At 44.3% G+C, this 18231-nt stretch carries 29 protein-coding genes; 28 read left to right on the top strand and 1 reads right to left on the bottom strand.

The genetic code is table 11. The annotated features are described in order from the left end of the window. The first annotated feature begins 384 nt into the window (after positions 1–384). The 8 genes from G636_RS0113255 (at position 385) to G636_RS0113220 (ending at position 7064) form a co-directional block, all read left to right on the top strand. Positions 385–1368, top strand: a complete 984-nt coding sequence (locus G636_RS0113255; protein ID WP_026508450.1) for a MetQ/NlpA family ABC transporter substrate-binding protein — start codon at positions 385–387, stop codon at positions 1366–1368. A 60-nt stretch (positions 1369–1428) separates the two neighbouring features. Then, positions 1429–2088, top strand: coding sequence for an amino acid ABC transporter permease (locus G636_RS0113250; RefSeq protein WP_026508449.1), 660 nt, complete (start codon positions 1429–1431; stop codon positions 2086–2088). Between the two features lie 2 nt (positions 2089–2090). Then, positions 2091–2276 (top strand): hypothetical protein, encoded by a 186-nt coding sequence (locus tag G636_RS19730; protein ID WP_155832395.1) that lies wholly within the window; start codon positions 2091–2093, stop codon positions 2274–2276. A gap of 5 nt (positions 2277–2281) precedes the next feature. Next, entirely contained in the window at positions 2282–3070 is a 789-nt protein-coding gene (locus G636_RS0113240) for an amino acid ABC transporter ATP-binding protein (RefSeq protein ID WP_242826972.1), read from the top strand. A 135-nt stretch (positions 3071–3205) separates the two neighbouring features. Next, complete coding sequence (locus tag G636_RS0113235) at positions 3206–4123, top strand: magnesium transporter CorA family protein (protein ID WP_026508446.1); 918 nt, start codon at positions 3206–3208, stop codon at positions 4121–4123. A gap of 188 nt (positions 4124–4311) precedes the next feature. Next, a complete protein-coding gene (locus G636_RS0113230; protein ID WP_026508445.1) occupies positions 4312–5310 on the top strand; it encodes an aldo/keto reductase in 999 nt (332 codons plus the stop codon). A 2-nt stretch (positions 5311–5312) separates the two neighbouring features. Beyond that, positions 5313–6140 (top strand): MBL fold metallo-hydrolase, encoded by an 828-nt coding sequence (locus G636_RS18590; protein ID WP_051227026.1) that lies wholly within the window; start codon positions 5313–5315, stop codon positions 6138–6140. Positions 6141–6356: 216 nt separating this feature from the next. Beyond that, positions 6357–7064, top strand: a complete 708-nt coding sequence (locus tag G636_RS0113220) for a GTP pyrophosphokinase (RefSeq protein ID WP_051227025.1) — start codon at positions 6357–6359, stop codon at positions 7062–7064. Positions 7065–7317: 253 nt separating this feature from the next. Here the strand turns inward: G636_RS0113220 and G636_RS0113215 are convergent, their stop codons facing one another. Next, on the bottom strand, positions 7318–8184 hold the full coding sequence (locus G636_RS0113215; protein WP_026508443.1) for a class I SAM-dependent methyltransferase: 867 nt from the start codon (positions 8182–8184) through the stop codon (positions 7318–7320). Positions 8185–8927: 743 nt separating this feature from the next. Between G636_RS0113215 and rpsJ the strand changes: the two genes are divergently transcribed. From rpsJ to rpmD, 20 genes are all read left to right on the top strand, one after another. Next, positions 8928–9239, top strand: coding sequence for a 30S ribosomal protein S10 (rpsJ, locus tag G636_RS0113210; protein ID WP_022754383.1), 312 nt, complete (start codon positions 8928–8930; stop codon positions 9237–9239). Positions 9240–9451: 212 nt separating this feature from the next. Next, positions 9452–10120 carry a 50S ribosomal protein L3 gene (rplC, locus tag G636_RS0113205; RefSeq protein WP_026508442.1) on the top strand — a complete coding sequence of 223 codons (669 nt, stop codon included), beginning with the start codon at positions 9452–9454 and terminating at the stop codon, positions 10118–10120. A 23-nt stretch (positions 10121–10143) separates the two neighbouring features. Beyond that, positions 10144–10767, top strand: coding sequence for a 50S ribosomal protein L4 (rplD, locus tag G636_RS0113200; RefSeq protein WP_026508441.1), 624 nt, complete (start codon positions 10144–10146; stop codon positions 10765–10767). Beyond that, positions 10767–11066, top strand: coding sequence for a 50S ribosomal protein L23 (rplW, locus tag G636_RS0113195; protein ID WP_026508440.1), 300 nt, complete (start codon positions 10767–10769; stop codon positions 11064–11066). Before rplD ends, rplW begins: the two co-directional genes overlap by 1 nt. 125 nt (positions 11067–11191) lie before the next feature. Continuing rightward, positions 11192–12034 (top strand): 50S ribosomal protein L2, encoded by an 843-nt coding sequence (rplB, locus tag G636_RS0113190; RefSeq protein ID WP_026508439.1) that lies wholly within the window; start codon positions 11192–11194, stop codon positions 12032–12034. 16 nt (positions 12035–12050) lie between these two features. After that, positions 12051–12326: a 30S ribosomal protein S19 gene (rpsS, locus tag G636_RS0113185; protein WP_026508438.1), complete on the top strand. Its 276-nt coding sequence runs from the start codon at positions 12051–12053 to the stop codon at positions 12324–12326. A 23-nt stretch (positions 12327–12349) separates the two neighbouring features. Then, positions 12350–12742 carry a 50S ribosomal protein L22 gene (rplV, locus tag G636_RS18585; protein WP_035779699.1) on the top strand — a complete coding sequence of 131 codons (393 nt, stop codon included), beginning with the start codon at positions 12350–12352 and terminating at the stop codon, positions 12740–12742. 19 nt (positions 12743–12761) lie between these two features. Continuing rightward, a complete protein-coding gene (gene rpsC, locus G636_RS0113175) occupies positions 12762–13436 on the top strand; it encodes a 30S ribosomal protein S3 (protein WP_026508436.1) in 675 nt (224 codons plus the stop codon). Next, entirely contained in the window at positions 13436–13873 is a 438-nt protein-coding gene (gene rplP / locus G636_RS0113170; RefSeq protein ID WP_026508435.1) for a 50S ribosomal protein L16, read from the top strand. The genes rpsC and rplP overlap by 1 nt, the downstream gene beginning before the upstream one ends. Then, positions 13863–14072, top strand: a complete 210-nt coding sequence (gene rpmC, locus G636_RS0113165) for a 50S ribosomal protein L29 (protein ID WP_026508434.1) — start codon at positions 13863–13865, stop codon at positions 14070–14072. The genes rplP and rpmC overlap by 11 nt, the downstream gene beginning before the upstream one ends. A 32-nt stretch (positions 14073–14104) precedes the next feature. After that, positions 14105–14359: a 30S ribosomal protein S17 gene (gene rpsQ / locus G636_RS0113160; RefSeq protein WP_026508433.1), complete on the top strand. Its 255-nt coding sequence runs from the start codon at positions 14105–14107 to the stop codon at positions 14357–14359. A gap of 35 nt (positions 14360–14394) precedes the next feature. Beyond that, a complete protein-coding gene (gene rplN, locus G636_RS0113155; RefSeq protein WP_026508432.1) occupies positions 14395–14763 on the top strand; it encodes a 50S ribosomal protein L14 in 369 nt (122 codons plus the stop codon). Positions 14764–14778: 15 nt separating this feature from the next. After that, a complete protein-coding gene (gene rplX / locus G636_RS0113150) occupies positions 14779–15138 on the top strand; it encodes a 50S ribosomal protein L24 (protein WP_026508431.1) in 360 nt (119 codons plus the stop codon). Positions 15139–15158: 20 nt separating this feature from the next. Then, positions 15159–15698, top strand: coding sequence for a 50S ribosomal protein L5 (gene rplE, locus G636_RS0113145; RefSeq protein ID WP_026508430.1), 540 nt, complete (start codon positions 15159–15161; stop codon positions 15696–15698). A gap of 18 nt (positions 15699–15716) precedes the next feature. Then, positions 15717–15902, top strand: coding sequence for a type Z 30S ribosomal protein S14 (locus tag G636_RS0113140; RefSeq protein ID WP_022754369.1), 186 nt, complete (start codon positions 15717–15719; stop codon positions 15900–15902). A gap of 156 nt (positions 15903–16058) precedes the next feature. Beyond that, on the top strand, positions 16059–16460 hold the full coding sequence (rpsH, locus tag G636_RS0113135) for a 30S ribosomal protein S8 (protein ID WP_026508429.1): 402 nt from the start codon (positions 16059–16061) through the stop codon (positions 16458–16460). A 15-nt stretch (positions 16461–16475) separates the two neighbouring features. Then, entirely contained in the window at positions 16476–17015 is a 540-nt protein-coding gene (gene rplF / locus G636_RS0113130; RefSeq protein WP_026508428.1) for a 50S ribosomal protein L6, read from the top strand. A gap of 39 nt (positions 17016–17054) precedes the next feature. Beyond that, positions 17055–17423 (top strand): 50S ribosomal protein L18, encoded by a 369-nt coding sequence (gene rplR / locus G636_RS0113125; protein WP_026508427.1) that lies wholly within the window; start codon positions 17055–17057, stop codon positions 17421–17423. A 19-nt stretch (positions 17424–17442) separates the two neighbouring features. Beyond that, positions 17443–17952 (top strand): 30S ribosomal protein S5, encoded by a 510-nt coding sequence (gene rpsE / locus G636_RS0113120; protein WP_026508426.1) that lies wholly within the window; start codon positions 17443–17445, stop codon positions 17950–17952. Between the two features lie 29 nt (positions 17953–17981). Next, on the top strand, positions 17982–18173 hold the full coding sequence (gene rpmD / locus G636_RS0113115) for a 50S ribosomal protein L30 (RefSeq protein ID WP_035779695.1): 192 nt from the start codon (positions 17982–17984) through the stop codon (positions 18171–18173). The last annotated feature ends 58 nt before the right edge of the window (positions 18174–18231 follow it).

The raw sequence follows: 18231 nt of genomic DNA, 5'->3' as shown, positions 1-18231 counted from the left end.
AGGGCAAAAGCTATTGACTCAGTAGTAAATGGATTGTAATATATGCATAAGCTAAATGAAAGGAGCAAGACAAATGAGAAAAACTAATACTGTTTCTTCTAAAGATATGTGCATGTGTATGTGCCGAATGCTATTCTCCCGGACAAGTAATATGGCAGGGTGTATGGCTCATTTGTCATGCATCCTCCGATAGAAATATTCATCATTAGAATATTTTGATCAGCCATTTTGTCCGGGAGTCTATCAAAAAAGATCCCCGGATTTTTTAATGCACAGGGATGTGTGAAAACCAAAGAACAGTACTCGGCATATAGAAAAACAAAAACCCCAAACAGTACTCGGCAAACTGTAAAAATAATAAAACATAGCAAGTTGGAGGAGATTATGAAGAAGAATATATTAAAGAATATCATTCGCAGGCTTCCTGCGGTTGGCATTGCAGCAACACTGACAATAGGAGCTCTTACAGGCTGCGGATCAAATAATGCGAGTGCAAGCGATACCGCCGGTGCAGATCACGAAGATACACTGGTAGTTGAAGGCGGCGTCAGTGCTAATGATACTGATGGTGAAGCAAATGAGCAGGGGGCTGATTCCGCAAAGGGTGATGTGCTGAATATAACTCCCGGCAATGGTGAGACTATTAAAATCGCAGCTACACCTGTTCCTCACGCAGAGATCCTTGAGAAGGCAGCAGAGATCCTGGAGGACTATGGATATGAGCTTGAAACAGTTGTATTTGAAGATTATGTACAGCCAAACCTTGTTGTAGAGTCCGGAGAGTTTGATGCAAACTATTTCCAGCATGTGCCCTACCTTGACAGCTTCAATGAGGAGAAGGGAACTCATCTGGTTGATGCCGGAGACATACACTATGAACCCTTTGGTATCTATCCCGGCACCAAGAATAGTCTGGAAGAAGTAGCTGAAGGCGATACAATTGCTATTCCCAATGATACTACCAACGAAGCAAGGGCACTGCTCCTTCTGCAGGATAACGGCCTGCTTGTGTTAAAAGAGGATGCTGACCTTACAGCCAAGGTCTCAGATATCACAGAGAATCCTTACAATATTGAATTTGTAGAGCTTGAAGCAGCTCAGGTTGCAAGGGTTGCAAATGAGGTATCATATGTGGTACTTAATGGCAACTATGCTCTGGAAGCAGGATATTCAGTGGGTAAGGACGCTATAGCATACGAAGCTTCTGACTCAGTGGCAGCACAGACATATGTAAATATAGTTGCTGTGAAAGAAGGAAATGAGAACTCTGATAAGATAAAGGCTCTGGTTGCAGTTCTCAGGTCTGATGAGATCAAGAATTTCATCGAAGAAACATATGATGGCGCAGTGATCTTCTTTGAAAAATAAGTATTTGAAAGCGGTGTACCTCCCCGTAAGGGGAGGTTATCTTGCGTATGGAGGTTATTCATGAACCTGCAGGTCATGGGTGAATATCTGCCTTTGTATATAAGGGCATTTGTACTCACCATAAGGATAGGCTGGGCCGGTATTGCGCTGGCTTTTTTTATAGGTATTGCAGCAGCTTTTATCATGCATTTTAAAATACCGGTTCTCAAGCTCTTTGTAAGGGCATATGTGGAGCTATTTCGTAATACTCCTCTTTTGGTCCAGCTATTTTTTATATACTTTGGACTGCCTAAACTGGGACTGTCCATTTCTGCTGAGACTACAGGCATTGTGGGACTTGGGCTCCTTGGCGGCAGTTATATGGCGGAGAGTTTTAGGAGCGGACTTGATAATGTACCGGTCAGTCAGGTTGAAAGCGCATTTTCGCTGGGAATGAAGAAGGGCCTGACTTTTGCTGAGGTGATATTTCCCCAGGCACTTGCTGTCAGTATCCCCGGGATAGTTGCCAATCTTGTTTTTTTACTCAAAGAGACCAGTGTGTTTTCGGCGATCAGCCTTATGGACCTTATGTTTACGGCAAAAGATCTCATTGGCCTTTATTATGATACAACGGAATGCCTTGTGATGCTGGTAATAGCATATTTCATCATGCTGTTACCGGTATCTGTACTGGGATCATTCGTGGAAAAAAGGTTCAGATACAGGATATACGGAGTGTGAATATGGGATTTGAAGTGTTGCTTAAGGGAAATAATATGATGAGGCTGGTCATGGGTCTCCTGGTGGCTCTCAGGATCAGTATGATCTCTGTTGCTATCAGTATAGTGTTGGGGATCATACTTGGTATGCTCATGGCTTTAGGTAATAGGGTGATCTTTTTTTTAGCAGGATCTATCTGGAAATTGTGAGGATCATGCCTCAGATGGTTCTATTATTTATAGTATATTTTGGCTCTGGTAAGACAATGGGTGTGAAGCTGTCAGCAGAACTGTCAGCAGTCATTGTTTTTTCCTTTTGGGGGACTGCTGAGATGGCTGATCTGGTGAGAGGCGAAGTGCTGGTGATAGTAGGCCCGTCCGGCTGCGGTAAAAGCACATTTCTACGCTGCCTCAACGGATTGGAGGAAATACAGGAAGGGACGGTCAGCCTTGATGGCGAGATAATAGGATCTGCAAAAGTCAGGGGTAAATGGAACAGGAGAAGAATCGGCATGGTCTTCCAAAGCTATGATCTTTTTCCTCATAAGACAATCCTTGAGAATATTATCCTGGCACCTGTCAAAGTGGCGAAGAGGTCCAGGGCAGAGGCTATTGCTGAAGCATTAAAGCTTCTTGATAGGATCGGCCTGTCCGACAAAAAAGATGCCTATCCAAGGCAACTCTCCGGTGGACAAAAACAAAGAGTGGCTATTGTCAGAGCTCTGATCATGCATCCGGAGATCCTTCTTCTTGATGAGATCACAGCTGCTCTGGATCCGGAAATGGTCAGGGAAGTGCTGGAACTGGTATTATCGCTAGCAAGAGAAGGAAGGACTATGATCATTGTGACTCACGAGATGGCTTTTGCCAGGGCGGTGGCTGACAGGATGATATTTTTTGATGATGCTTCGATTGTTGAAGAAGGGCCTGTTAAGGACTTTTTTGAGCATCCCAAAACTGAGAGATTAAAGACATTCCTGCGTTCTTTTGAATATTCCAGGTAATGATTTTATATCTCGTTTACAACAGTAGCCTGCTACTATATATTGGTAGTTAGCTACTGTTTTTTTGTGGCCTGCTTCGCTGTTGACAGATGCAGTGAAGCAGGCCGCTGATCAGAAGATTATGAGGACGATAATATGATTTACAGGATCGAAGAGAATCTTAAAGAGATCACAATGGATGAACTGCCAGGGATGGAGGAAAAGTATGTTGCAGTTTTGTCTCTTGAAGAATGGAGGCAGTGCCGCGACAGATTCGATATGGGGATTGAGATAGAGCCTGAGCTTGAAACAATATATACAACAAAGGCGGAAGTAAACTACGACTCTATCACAGGTACTTTTTCTATTCCTGACAGGCATGATTTTTCAAGGCCTGACAAGACCTTCTCTTTTGCTCTTGATGAGAAGGGCATAGTATTTATAGATGATACCGGCAAGGCTGCTCAGATCATTGCCGGCATCCAGGCTACCAGGAGGTGGAAGCTTCCCAGCCTTGAACGCTTTATCTATGATTTTCTGGATCAGATAGTCAAGGATGACCTGGGGATCATGGAAGAATATGAGAGAGAGCTTGATGCCATGGAGCATGCGATCCTTAATGAGGAAAAGGAGCTTTCATCAGAGAGGGTGAATGATATCAGAAGCGATATCAGGGATCTTCGCATCCATTATGAGCAGCTTATGGATTTTGGTCAGGAGCTTGAAGAAAATGAGAATGATTTTTTCTATTCTGAGAATCTGAGATATTTCAGGCTATTCCTTAACAGAATTGCCAGGCTTCATGATACCTCTACTGCGCTCAGGGACTACACTATGCAGATCAGAGATTTGTACAAGGCTCATCTTGATATCAAACAGAACAGAATCATGACTGTCCTTACGGTGGTTACTACTATTTTCCTGCCTCTGACATTGATAGTAGGATGGTATGGCATGAATTTCAAATACATGCCTGAGCTTGAATGGAGATGGGGCTATCCGGTGGTGATCGCTTCCAGCATAGTGATAGTGGTGGGGAGCCTTCTATTTTTCCGCAGCAAGAAATGGCTCTGATGTCATGGAAAATGATGATGGAGGTGAAGGATGATAATCCTGATGACAGGCGGGGAAACTTGTGGTCTTGAGTTCTATGGGGATTATAAATGAATGATCACCAGGAAAACTTATGGATAATTGCCAAGGATTATTATAAAATGTTTTCTGAAAGTATATTCTACAGTATTTGTACAAAGGGGGATTATATGTACATAGCAGATGAAAAAAGATATGAGAAGATGATATATAACAGATGCGGGATGAGCGGCCTGAAGCTCCCGGCCTTATCCTTGGGAATGTGGCATAACTTTGGCGATACAGGTGTGTATGCCAATATGGAACAGATGTGCTTTACTGCTTTTGACAATGGTATCACACATTTTGACCTTGCCAATAACTACGGTCCCAAGTCCGGAAGTGCCGAGGAGAATTTTGGCAAGATCCTGAAGGAGCATTTCCTTCCTTACAGGGACGAGCTGATAATCTCTACCAAGGCCGGTTACGGTATGTGGGATGGTCCTTATGGGGACTGGGGAAGCAGGAAATACCTTATTGCCAGCCTTGATCAGTCTCTTAAGCGTTTGGGGCTTGATTATGTTGATATATTCTATCATCACAGGATGGATCCTGAGACCCCCCTTGAAGAGACTATGGGGGCTCTTGAGCAGATCGTGCGAAGCGGCAAGGCTCTGTATGTAGGCCTTTCCAACTATGACGGACCTACACTTGAGAAGGCAACTGCTATTCTCTCTTCCATGAATGTGCCTTTTATCATCAATCAGAATAAGTACAATATCATGGAAAGGAATGTGGAGACTAACGGCCTCAAAGATACTTCTTTTCGCCTGGGTAAGGGAATAATCTGTTTTTCACCACTTGCACAGGGAATGCTGACTGACAGATATTTAAACGGTATCCCGCAGGATAGCAGGGTGCGTACAGATGGACGCTTCCTCAGCGAAGATAAAATATCAAATGAGAGGTTAGCCAATATTCGCAGGCTTAATGATATAGCAGGGGAAAGAGGACAGTCTCTTGCAGAGATGGCACTGGCCTGGCTTCTTCACGACAAGGCTATAACTTCAGTGATCATTGGGGCATCCAGGCCTCAGCAGATCCTGGATAATATAGGAGCTCTTAAGAATACAGATTTTACTGATGAAGAGCTTGCGGCGATTGATGCTGTTTATGAAAGCGCGATATAAAGATGTTTACACATGAAGAATTATTTCCCGGGCTTATCCGTATCAACTGCCCGGGAGATGTATATGCTTATCTTGCTATAGGTGTGGAGCGGGCAGCTCTCATTGATACAGGCCTGGGATTTGGTAGTCTGAAAGCTTATGTAGAAGAACTGACATCTCTCCCCCTTACGGTCATCCTGACTCATGGACATCTGGATCATGCAGGAGGAGCGGGTGAATTTGACAGGGTATATATAGATAAGGCGGACCTGGAACTGGCACTGGCTCACAGTAAGCTGGATGTAAGGCTGTCCTATCTTCCTGAAGAGGAGAGAGGAGGAGCCAAGGCTCTGGCGGTTGTTGAGCTTCAGAGAGAGCAGTGCAGTTTTTTGGAAGAAGGACAGCGCTTTGAACTTGGCGGTATAACCCTTCGCATACTTCCTCTTTACGGTCACACCCACGGATCTGTATGTGTTTTATTTGAAGAACTAAGGACAGTGCTTCTGGGAGATGCTTGCAACAGCTTTGGCTTTCTTCAGCTGGGTGAAAGCCTGGAGCTTCCTGTTTACAAGCAGTCGCTTGAAAGGTTTTCTTCCTATAAGAATATGTATGACAAGGTGATTTTTTCCCATCCTCATAACTTTGGGGATCCTTCTATAATACCTGCCACTATCACGTTGTGTGATGAGATCATAAGAGGTAAGAGGACAGGAGTCCCCTACGAATGGAAGGGGGATAAGGACTCATATCTCCTTGCCCTTGAGACAGATGATGCTGACAGGCCTATAGCCGGCGGCTGCGCCAATTTTGCCTATAAGAGGAATATCTTGATTACGGGTGCGGGGTTATAAGCCCCGTACCCGTAGAACTGCGTCAGCAGTGATTTTATAACGAGCAAAAAGCGAAGCGTTTGCGAGTTTAACAAGCATATATTCTTGGATATTTTATCCAAGAATATATATATTAAGAATATATATATTTTAGATATGATTCACATTTTCGCCACATTATTCAGAGATAATGATTAAGGTGCCTATGGGCATACTAATCATTGGAAGCGAGAGTGTATGGAACGAGATAAAAAAGCAGCAGATAAGCTGGCGGGACATATTTCACTGCTGGATCTGAAGAACAGAACACCTGAGCAGATAGATGACCTCCTCAGGTTTACTGACCAGATGAGGCCTTTTCAGGAGCTCATGATGAAATATGAATGTGCGATGTATGAGGTCAGGACCAAGCTGGATGTACTCAATAAGGAACTGTCTCTTAAGAATAATCGTAATCCCTTTGAATCAATCAAGACCAGGATCAAGAGTCCTATAAGTCTGTATGAAAAGATGCAGAGGAAGGGACTTGATTTTAGCCTTGATAATATCAGGGATAATATAAGCGACGTTGCAGGTATCAGGGTAATATGCTCCTTTGTGGATGACATATATATGCTGGCAGATTGTCTGAAAGAGCAGGATGACATAAGGGTCCTGGAGATCAAGGATTATATCGCATGTCCCAAGCCCAGCGGCTATAGGAGTCTGCATCTGATAATCGAGATACCCATTTTCCTGACTCACTACAAGGAGTACATGAGAGTGGAAGTACAGTTCAGGACCATAGCTATGGATTTTTGGGCCAGCCTGGAACATAAGATGAAATACAAGAAGGACATCAAGGATGCGGAGACTATATCAGAAGATCTGAGATTCTCTGCTGACCTGATCAATCAGCTGGACAGAAGGATGCAGCAGATAAGGGAAAAGATTGAAGATAAGTGAAGCGCGCGCCATATATTTGCGTGTGTGATAAAAACAGGTTATCCCGAAATGAAAACAGGCTTTTTGGATGAGGAAAAATCCAAAAAGCCTGTTTATATATAAAATAATCAAGATAACCCACCACCTTTAGGGGGTGGGAATATCTTGATTACGGGTGCGGGGTTATAAGCCCCGTACCCGTAGAACTGCGTCAGCAGTGATTTTATAACGAGCAAAAAGCGAAGCGTTTGCGAGTTTAACAGTGACACGTACGTCATTTATTTGCTGTCCAGCGTCCGCTTGCTCCGCAGGGGAGTACCAGACCGCTTAATGAAACAGGAAGACCTATTTCATCAGCTTCTATATGGCCTTTATAGAGGTGATCCATGACTGTATGGAGCATGTATGACAGGACTGCCGGCTGAAGACCTGTTGTATAAGAGTTGATCAGCACAAAGAGCGGATCATCTGATAATACCTTGGAGCAGAGCTGTATGAAAGGGAAGATGCTGTCTTCAATCTTCCATATCTCTCCCTTGGGGCCTCTTCCATAGGAAGGAGGATCCATGATGATCGCATCATAGTGATTGCCTCTTCTGATCTCTCTTTCCACAAACTTGCTGCAGTCATCCACAAGCCATCTGATAGGAGCATCTGAGAGACCTGATGATATAGCATTTTCTTTTGCCCAGCCTACCATGCCCTTGCTGGCATCGACGTGGGTGACACTGGCTCCTGCCTTGGCAGCTGATACGGTAGCTCCTCCTGTGTAGGCAAAGAGGTTCAGTACCTTGATGGGTCTTCCGGCTTCCTTTATTAATGAAGAAAACCAGTCCCAGTTGGCAGCCTGCTCAGGAAAGAGACCTGTATGCTTAAAGCTGAATGGCTTAAGATTGAAGGTCAGTTCATTGTAATGTATCTGCCATTCCTCAGGGAGCTTATGAAATTCCCATTCACCGCCGCCTTTGTTGCTGCGGTGATAGTGGCCGTTGGGCTTTTTCCAACCGTAGTTTGTTTTTGGAGTGTTCCAGATGACCTGGGGGTCGGGGCGTACCAGTGTGTAGTCTCCCCAGCGCTCAAGCTTTTCTCCTGAAGAAGTATCTATAACTTCATAATCTTTCCAATTGTCTGCGATCCACATATTAATATCTCCGTATTGATTTTTTGGCGGTATCCTATGAGGTCAACTGCCTGATAGGGGCATGCCAAAGCTTCTTGTGCAAATGCGTTTTTTGATGCCCTGCTTACTATAATATAAAATAGCTTATTTGCCGGGACACATTTTAGAATACATTATATATGTAGAAACAGCAAATATGAATGAGATAAATAGCCGAAATATTATTCCGATGAGTGTTTTATATGATCATGGATGCAGATGGTTTGATCAAACGTGTAATTAATGAACTTTGATACAAGAACTTATTATTATGATGAGTCTTAGGGCTATAGAGACGACATTAATTATGATCAAATAACAAGGATGATTTTACTGACTTTATTCAAAAAAGAGAAAAATCATAAAAAACACTTGAAAGGAAATAAAAAAAGTAATATATTAGCAAGTGCTGTGACATGATAGCGTTGAAGCGTGAGGTTGCCGTATTATCCAGTGATACGGGTTTTCCGTGGAGCGAATGTCAAGAGGCTGTGATACAGCCAACAATCATGACGACAAGTCACTGTACAGATAACAGATGTCTGCTGCATATTCGGGAATGCATTAGATCATACTGCGTTAGCGGATAGATGGGCAGAAACGACGTGAAGTGCAAAACCTGACAGGTGATTTTTGGGTTGCTGATCAGGACACACACGGGAGAGTGTACAGTCACCGCTTGTCGTACTTATTCTAAAAAGTGCGAAAAGGAGGCGACTTTTTTTATGGCAAATCAGGTAATGAGAATTACACTTAAGGCTTATGATCATCAGCTTGTTGATGCATCAGCCAAGAAGATCATCGAGACAGTTAAGAAGAACGGATCTCAGGTTAGCGGACCTGTACCGCTTCCTACTAAAAAGGAAGTAGTTACAATTCTGCGTGCTGTACATAAGTACAAAGATTCCAGAGAACAGTTCGAGCAGAGAACTCACAAGAGACTGATCGATATCATCACACCTACACCTAAGACAGTCGATGCACTGCAGAGACTTGAAATGCCTGCAGGTGTTTACATCAACATCAAGATGAAATAATTCATCTTGCAACTATCAATTAACCTCTACTAGGATGATGCGAGGCGCATGATGCCGCGACACTGGATAATCACCGGGGTCTGACATGGAGTGGATCAAATGTATATGGGCCGCAGCAAAGGCGGAAGGCCTGAGGTTCATAAGCAGCAGTGATAAAACGACATTGCGTAAGTAATAAGCATCCGCTGTAGAATTATAAGGAGGTAAGTTTCATGAAGAAGGCAATACTTGCTACTAAGGTCGGTATGACCCAGATCTTCAAAGAAGACGGTTCACTTGTTCCTGTAACCGTACTTCAGGCAGGACCCTGCGTAGTAACACAGATCAAGACTCCTGAGAAGAACGGATATTCCGCAGTTCAGGTTGGTTTTGTGGACAAGAAGGAAAAGAACTTCGAAAAAGGCAAGGTTTGGCACAGACATGGCGTAAACAAGGCTGAGGCTGGTCACTTCAAGAAGGCCGGCGTTACATCCAAGAGATACGTCAGAGAGCTTAAGCTCGAGAATGCAGCTGATTACCAGCTTGGAAGCGAGATCAAGGCTGACATCTTCGCTGATGGCGACAAGATCGATGCTACAGCTATTACCAAAGGTAAGGGCTTCCAGGGTGCCATCAAGAAGAATGGCCAGCACAGAGGACCTATGGCTCACGGTTCCAAGTTCCATCGTCACCAGGGTTCTAACGGTTCCAGTTCCGATCCCAGCCACGTATTCAAAGGTAAGGGAATGCCCGGACACATGGGTAGCGTTCGTGTAACAATTCAGAACCTCGAGGTTGTTAAGGTTGACGTCGAGAAGAATCTGATTCTTGTTAAGGGCGCAGTACCTGGACCCAAGAAAGGCCTTGTTACGATCAAAGAGACAACGAGAGTAGAGGCATAACGAAGGAAAGGAGGACCATTCAGATGGCTAACGTATCTGTTTTAAATATGGAAGGCAAGGAAGTTGGCACACTCGAATTAAACGATGCAGTATTCGGAGTGACAGTTAACGAGCACCTTGTACACCTTGCGGTTGTTCAGCAGCTTGCTAACAAGCGTCAGGGCACACAGAAAGCAAAGACCCGTTCCGAAGTTTCCGGAGGTGGTAGAAAGCCTTGGAGACAGAAGGGCACAGGTCATGCAAGACAGGGTTCAACAAGATCACCCCAGTGGACAGGCGGCGGTGTTGTATTCGCTCCCGTTCCCAGGGATTATTCCTTCAAGATGAACAAGAAGGAGAAGCAGGCAGCTCTCAAGTCTGCGCTTACAGATAAGCTTGAAAGCGGCAACCTGATCGTTGTTGATGAACTGAAGTTCGACGAGATCAAGACAAAGAGATTCGCTGAAGTTATGGCAAACCTGAATGTAGAGCGTAAGGGCCTTGTAGTTCTTGCTGATAACGATAAGAATGTTGTTCTGTCAGCTCGTAACTTCGCTGAAGCAAACACAACTCAGGCCGGACTTCTGAACGTTTATGACATTGTAAACGCTAGAAAGCTCGTTCTTACAAAGGACGCAGTAAGCAAGATCGAGGAGGTATACGCATAATGGCAGCACTTCAGTATTATGATATTATCCTTGAGCCTGTTCTGACTGAGAAGTCTATGAACATGATGGGCGATAAGAAATATACTTTCCTTGTTAACCCTCAGGCTAACAAGACACAGATCAAGGAAGCTGTAGAGAAGATGTTCGAAGGGACAAAGGTTTCCAAGGTCAATACACTTAACGCAGCAGGAACCCGCAAGAGAAGGGGCCAGACTGTTGGTTATACAGCAAAGATCAAGAAGGCTGTTGTTACTCTTACAGAGGACAGCAAGGACATCGAGATCTTCCAGGGACTCTGATTTAGATAACAATTATGTGTGCGAGGCTTTGAACTGAGTCCTGAAGCCAAAAGGGCATTTGCCCCGAGCATGCGATACAAACCGCAATGGCATGATCTGCCGCAGCGGAAAAGGAGAATAAAATCATGGGAATTAAGAAGTATGGTCCTTATACCCCATCCAGAAGAAACATGACAGGATCTGATTTCTCTGAGATCACCAAGAAGACTCCTGAGAAGAGCCTGCTGGTATCCAAGAACAGCATTGCTGGTCGTAACAACCAGGGTAAGATCACTGTTAGACACAGAGGATGTGGTAACAGAAGAAAGTATAGAATCGTTGATTTCAAGAGATACAAAGATGATATGCCTGCAAAGGTAATCGGTATCGAGTATGATCCTAACCGTACAGCAAATATTGCTCTTATTTGCTACCAGGACGGAACAAAGGCTTACATCCTTGCTCCTGCAGGACTTAAGGATGGTATGACAGTTATGAACGGTGTTAACGCTGAAATCCGTATCGGTAACTGCCTTCCCCTTTCAGCTATCCCTGTAGGTACTGAAGTTCACAACATTGAGCTTTATCCCGGCAAGGGCGGCCAGCTGGTACGTAGCGCAGGTAACTCTGCACAGCTCATGGCTAAGACTGAGAAGTATGCTACACTGCGTCTTCCTTCAGGCGAAATGAGAATGGTACCGATCTCCTGCCGTGCAACAATCGGTGAAGTTGGTAACATCGAGCACAACCTCATCAATTATGGTAAGGCTGGACGTGTTCGTCACATGGGTATCCGTCCCACAGTTCGTGGTTCTGTAATGAACCCCAACGATCACCCTCATGGTGGTGGTGAAGGTAGAGCTCCTATCGGTCGTTCCGGACCTTCTACTCCTTGGGGCAAGCCTGCTCTTGGTTATAAGACACGTAAGTCCAAGAAGGCTTCCAACAAGCTGATAGTAAGAAGAAGAAACGGCAAAGCCATCAAATAATTGAAGGAGGGACACAATGTCAAGATCACTTAAAAAGGGACCTTTTGCTGATGCAAGTCTCTTAAAGAAAATAGATGCCATGAACGCAGCGAACGAAAAGCAGATCATTAAGACCTGGTCCCGTCGTTCAACAATCTTCCCGTCCTTTGTAGGACATACGATTGCGGTTCACGACGGCAGAAAGCATATTCCGGTATATGTTACTGAGGATATGGTAGGCCACAAGCTTGGTGAGTTCGTTCAGACCAGAACTTTCCGCGGCCATTCAGGTAACGAGAAGAAGACCAAATAAGCTGATATGAAAGGAGGTTCATCATGGCAGTAGAGAAGAGATCCAGATCTCAGTACAAACATGATAGAAATAAAGAAAATAGAGAAAAAAGACCGCATGCTAAGTTGACTTATGCAAGAATACCTGTTCAGAAGGCTTGCTTCGTTATGGATGCGATCCGTGGTAAGGATGTGACAACAGCTCTTGCTATTCTGCAGTACAATCCCAGATATGCTTCATCTGTTATCTACAAGCTTCTTGCCAGCGCAGCTGCAAATGCTGAGTTCCAGGGTAAGGATAAGGATAACCTGTTCATCGCTGAGTGCTATGCAAACAATGGTCCTATCATGAAGAGAATTCAGCCTCGTGCACAGGGCAGAGCTTACAGAATCAACAAGAGAATGAGCAATCTTAGCATCATTCTGGACGAGAGATAAGAAAGGAGAGCTAAATCAAATGGGACAGAAAGTTAATCCTCATGGTATGAGAGTCGGCGTTATCGCTGATTGGAATTCCAGATGGTACGCTGGCGAGGGCTCTTTTGCTGATAATCTCGTTGAAGATTATAACATCAGAAAGTACCTCAAGAAGAAGTTATATGCTGCAGGTGTTTCCAAGATCGAGATCGAGAGAGCATCTGACAGAGTTAAGGTTATCGTATTCACAGCTAAGCCCGGTGTTGTAATCGGTAAGGGCGGCGCTGAGATCGAGGTAACAAAGAAGGAACTTCAGAAGTTAACTGATAAGAAGGTTATGGTCGACATCAAGGAGATCAAGAGACCTGACAGAGATGCTCAGCTCGTTGCAGAGAACATTGCTTCTCAGCTCGAGAACCGTGTATCTTTCAGAAGAGCAATGAAGTCTTCTATGTCAAGATCCATGAAGAGCGGTGTTCTTGGTATCAAGTCCTGCTGCTCAGGAAGACTTGGCGGTGCCGATATCGCACGTTCAGAGTTCTACAGCGAGGGTACTATCCCGCTTCAGACACTTAGAGCAGATATTGATTATGGTTTTGCAGAAGCTGATACAACCTATGGTAAGGTTGGTGTTAAGGTTTGGATCTACAAGGGAGAAGTTCTTCCTACAAAGGGTTCCAAGGCTGACGCAGACAAGGAAGGGAGCGATAAATAATGTTAATGCCGAAGAGAGTAAAACATCGTAAACAGTTCCGTGGTTCTATGGCTCATAAAGCTACTCGCGGCACAAAGATCGTTTACGGTGAATTTGGAATTGTAGCGCTTGATCCTTGCTGGATCAGATCCAATCAGATCGAAGCTGCCCGTGTAGCTATGACTCGTTTCACAAAGCGTGGTGGTCAGGTTTGGATCAAGATTTTCCCGGATAAGCCTGTAACTGCAAAGCCGGCTGAGACCCGAATGGGTTCCGGAAAGGGTACTGTAGAGTACTGGGTATCTGTTGTAAAGCCTGGTCGCGTAATGTTCGAGATCGGCGGTGTATCTGAAGAAGATGCCAGGGAAGCTCTTCGTCTTGCAACACACAAGCTTCCTTGCCGTTGCAAGATCGTTTCCAAGGCTGATTTGGAAGGCGGTGTATCTAATGAAGAATAATACATATGTTGAAGAGCTTAACAAGAAGGATGCCAAGGCCCTTGCTGAAGAGCTGACTTCCGCGAAGAAAGAACTTTTCAATTTAAGATTCCAGAAGGCTACCAACCAGCTGGACAATACAGCTAGGATCACAACTGTTCGTAAGAACATTGCTAGGATCCAGACTGTTCTTACTCAGAAGACAAAGGTAGCTGAATAATATCGCAGAAGTTGCGGGAAAGGATATAAATCGTGGAAAGAAATCTTAGAAAAACACGTGTTGGTAAGGTTACAAGCGATAAGATGGACAAGACCATCACTGTTTCCATTGAAGATCATGTAAAGCATCCTCTTTACAAGAAGATCGTTAAGAGAACATATAAGCTCAAGGCTCATGATGAGAACAACGAGTGCCACATTGGCGATACTGTAAAGGTTATGGAGACAAGACCTATCTCCAAAGACAAGAGATGGAGACTTGTTTCTATCATTGAGCGTGCAAAGTAATTAATCCTGCACGGTATATAAGAAGGAGAATTAACATGATTCAACAGGAAAGCAGACTGAATGTCGCTGATAATACTGGTGCAAAAGAACTGCTTTGCATTCGTGTTATGGGCGGATCTACAAGAAGATATGCCAGAATCGGCGATACAATCGTTGCTACGGTTAAAGATGCAACACCAGGCGGCGTTGTAAAGAAGGGCGATGTTGTTAAGGCTGTTGTAGTTCGTACAGTTAAGGAAACTCGCCGTAAAGATGGTTCCTACATCAAGTTTGATGAGAATGCTGCAGTTGTTATCAATGATGACGGCAACCCTAAGGGAACTCGTATTTTTGGACCCGTTGCAAGGGAACTTCGTGAGAAGAAATTCATGAAGATTCTGTCCCTGGCACCGGAAGTATTATAAGGAGGAACCGTAATTATGTCAGCTAGCAAAATTAAAAAAGGTGATACAGTAAGAGTAATTGCCGGTTCCTATGATGATCTGGGCCATGAAGGCAAGGTTCTGTCTGTAGACACAAAGAACCATAAGGTTGTAGTTGAGGGCATCAACAAGATCAAGAAGCATCAGAAGCCTTCAATGCAGAACCAGAACGGTGGAATCATCGAAGTTGAAGGTTCTATCGACATCTCCAACGTCATGCTGGTTGTAGATGGAAAGACAACTCGTGTAGGCTTCAAGGTAGAGAGAGACGAGAATGGCAAGGTTGTTAAGAAGTCTCGTATCGCTAAGGCTACAGGCGAAGTGATTGACGTGATCTACCCCAGCAAGAAGAATTGACGGAAAGGAGGCAATAAATCGTGAGCAGATATAAGGATTTATATAAGAATGAGATCGTTGATGCCATGACAAAGAAGTTCGGTTACAAGAACGTTATGCAGGTACCGAAGCTTGACAAGATCGTTGTTAACATGGCAGTAGGCGAAGCAAAAGAGAACGCTAAGGTTCTGGAGAATGCTGCAGGTGATATGGAGACAATCACTGGCCAGAAGCCCGTTCTTACAAAGGCAAAGAAGTCTATCGCTAACTTCAAGATCAGAGAGGGACAGGCTATCGGATGTAAGGTAACACTTCGTGGCGAGAAGATGTATGATTTCATGGATCGTCTCGTAAACCTTGCACTTCCTCGTGTACGTGACTTCCGTGGCGTTAACCCTAACTCCTTTGACGGCAGAGGCAACTATGCTCTTGGTATCCGTGAGCAGCTTATCTTCCCTGAGATCGAGTACGATAAGGTTGATAAGACCAGAGGTATGGATATCATTTTCACAACAACAGCAAAGACAGATGAGGAAGCTCGTGAGCTCCTTCGCCTGTTCAATATGCCTTTTGCAAAATAATAGAAGAGGAGATTAGACATGGCAAAATTATCCATGAAGAGAAAACAGCAGATGAAACCTAAGTTTTCTACAAGAGCATATACTCGCTGCAGAATCTGTGGTCGTCCTCATTCTGTTCTGAGAAAATATGGCATCTGCAGAATTTGTTTCCGTGAACTTGCTTACAAGGGCGAGATTCCCGGTGTAAAGAAAGCAAGCTGGTAATTATTCCATTTTTTCTGTTGATCATGCCATTTCTGGCATGATCAAGGAAAAGTGTGATATAATAAGCTCTATGGGCTGGTCCCAATCGTTGCGGCTTCGTGTCTCTCCGTTTTGGAGTAAGGCGAAGCAAGAATAATAATGGAGGATTGAATTAAAATGGCAATGAATGACCCTATTGCAGATATGCTTACTAGAATTCGTAACGCTAACACTGCAAAACACGACACTGTTGATGTTCCCTCATCCAAGATGAAGCTGGCTATCGCTAACATTCTTCTTGAGGAAGGCTATATCAAGAAGCTTGATGTAGTTGAGAACAACGGTTTCAAGAACCTGCACATCACCTTGAAGTACGGCGCTGATCGTAATGATAAGGTTATCACAGGAATCAAGAGAATCTCTAAGCCCGGACTTCGTGTATATGCCGGCAAGGAAGAGCTTCCCAGAGTACTGGGCGGACTTGGAATTGCTATCATTTCCACAAACCAGGGTGTTGTAACTGATAAAAAAGCTAGAGAGCTTCAGGTAGGTGGCGAAGTTCTTGCATTTGTTTGGTAAATCGGAGGTACGGGCATGTCACGAATCGGAAAAATGCCAATCGCAATCCCTGATGGAGTAACCATCAGCGTTGCAGAAAATAATAAGGTGACTGTTAAGGGTCCCAAGGGTGAACTCACAAGAGAGCTTCCCAAGGAAATGATAATCGAGCAGAAAGACGGAGAGCTCGTTATCACAAGACCTGATGATCAGAAAAAGACTAAGGCTCTTCATGGTCTTACAAGAGCACTTCTTAACAACATGGTAATCGGCGTAAAGGATGGCTTCGAGAAGAAGCTTGAGGTTAACGGTGTAGGTTACAGGGCTGCTAAGAAGGGCAAGACTCTCACTCTTAGTCTTGGTTATTCTCATCCGGTAGAGATCGATGATCCTGAAGGTGTTGAATCTGTTGTTGAAGGACAGATCATCACAGTTAAGGGTATCGATAAGGAAAAAGTCGGACAGTACGCTGCTATTATCCGTGAGAAGAGAAAGCCTGAACCTTATAAGGGCAAGGGTATCAAGTACTCTGACGAAGTAATCAGACGCAAGGTCGGCAAGACCGGTAAGAAGTAATCCTCTAAAGAGGAACCGAGAATAATAAGGAGAGCCAAAATGGTTAGTAAAGAATCCAGACAGGAAATTCGTGCAAAGAAGCACCTGAAGGAACGTAAACGCTACAGTGGCACTGCTGTAAGACCTAGACTGGCAGTGTTCAGAAGCAACAAGAATATCTACGCTCAGGTTATAGATGACGATAGTCAGAAGACAATTGTTTCTGCTTCCACTCTTGAAAAAGATATTAAAGCAGAGCTCAAGAACACCGATGACTGTGATGCAGCTGCATATGTCGGCGATGTTGTAGCTAAGAGAGCTATTGAAAAAGGCATCAAGACAGTAGTATTCGACAGAGCAGGTTACATCTATCACGGTAAGGTTGCAGCCCTTGCTGATGCCGCTAGAAAAGCCGGCTTAGAATTCTAAGAGAGGAGAACAGGATTAAATGAAACGCACAATCGTTGATGCAAGTCAGCTTGAGTTAACAGATAAAGTCGTTACCATTAAGCGCGTTACCAAGGTTGTTAAGGGCGGACGTAACATGAAGTTTACAGCTCTTGTAGTAGTTGGTGACGGCAATGGCCACGTTGGTTGTGGACTTGGTAAGGCTACAGAAATTCCGGATGCTATCCGTAAGGGTAAGGAAGCTGCTACAAAGTCTCTTGTAACAGTTGCCCTTGATGAGAATAACTCCATCACACATGATTTCGTTGGTAAGTTCGGCAGCGCAGAAGTTCTTCTGAAGAAGTCTCCCGAAGGTACCGGTATCATCGCAGGTGGTCCCGCTCGTTCCGTATGTGAGCTTGCAGGTATCAAGAACATCCGTACAAAGTCCCTTGGTTCTAACAACAAGCAGAACGTTGTATTTGCTACTATCAACGGACTTAGCCAGCTCAAGACACCCGAAGAGGTTGCCAGAAAGCGCGGCATATCTGTAGATGAGATTAAAGCTTAAGGACAGTGCCTTAAGGAAAGGAGAATGTGATGGCAGCAGAAAAGAAACTTAAGATCACATTGATCAAATCCACAATCGGTGCTGTGCCTAAGCATGTAGCAACCGTAAAATCAATGGGATTTAAGAAGCTTAACAGCAGTGTGGTTCTTCCTGATAACTCCGCTACAAGGGGACAGATTCAGCAGATCCGCCACATGGTTAAGGTAGAAGACGCAGAGTAATATTTAACAGCGAGCGGACTGTATAAGCATCGCTGCGAGATACAGTTCGCGAAAAGGC

It is taken from the genome of Butyrivibrio sp. MC2013 (assembly GCF_000424585.1).
Taxonomy (GTDB): Bacteria; Bacillota; Clostridia; order Lachnospirales; family Lachnospiraceae; genus Butyrivibrio.
This window is presented reverse-complemented; position numbering and strand designations above follow the sequence as displayed.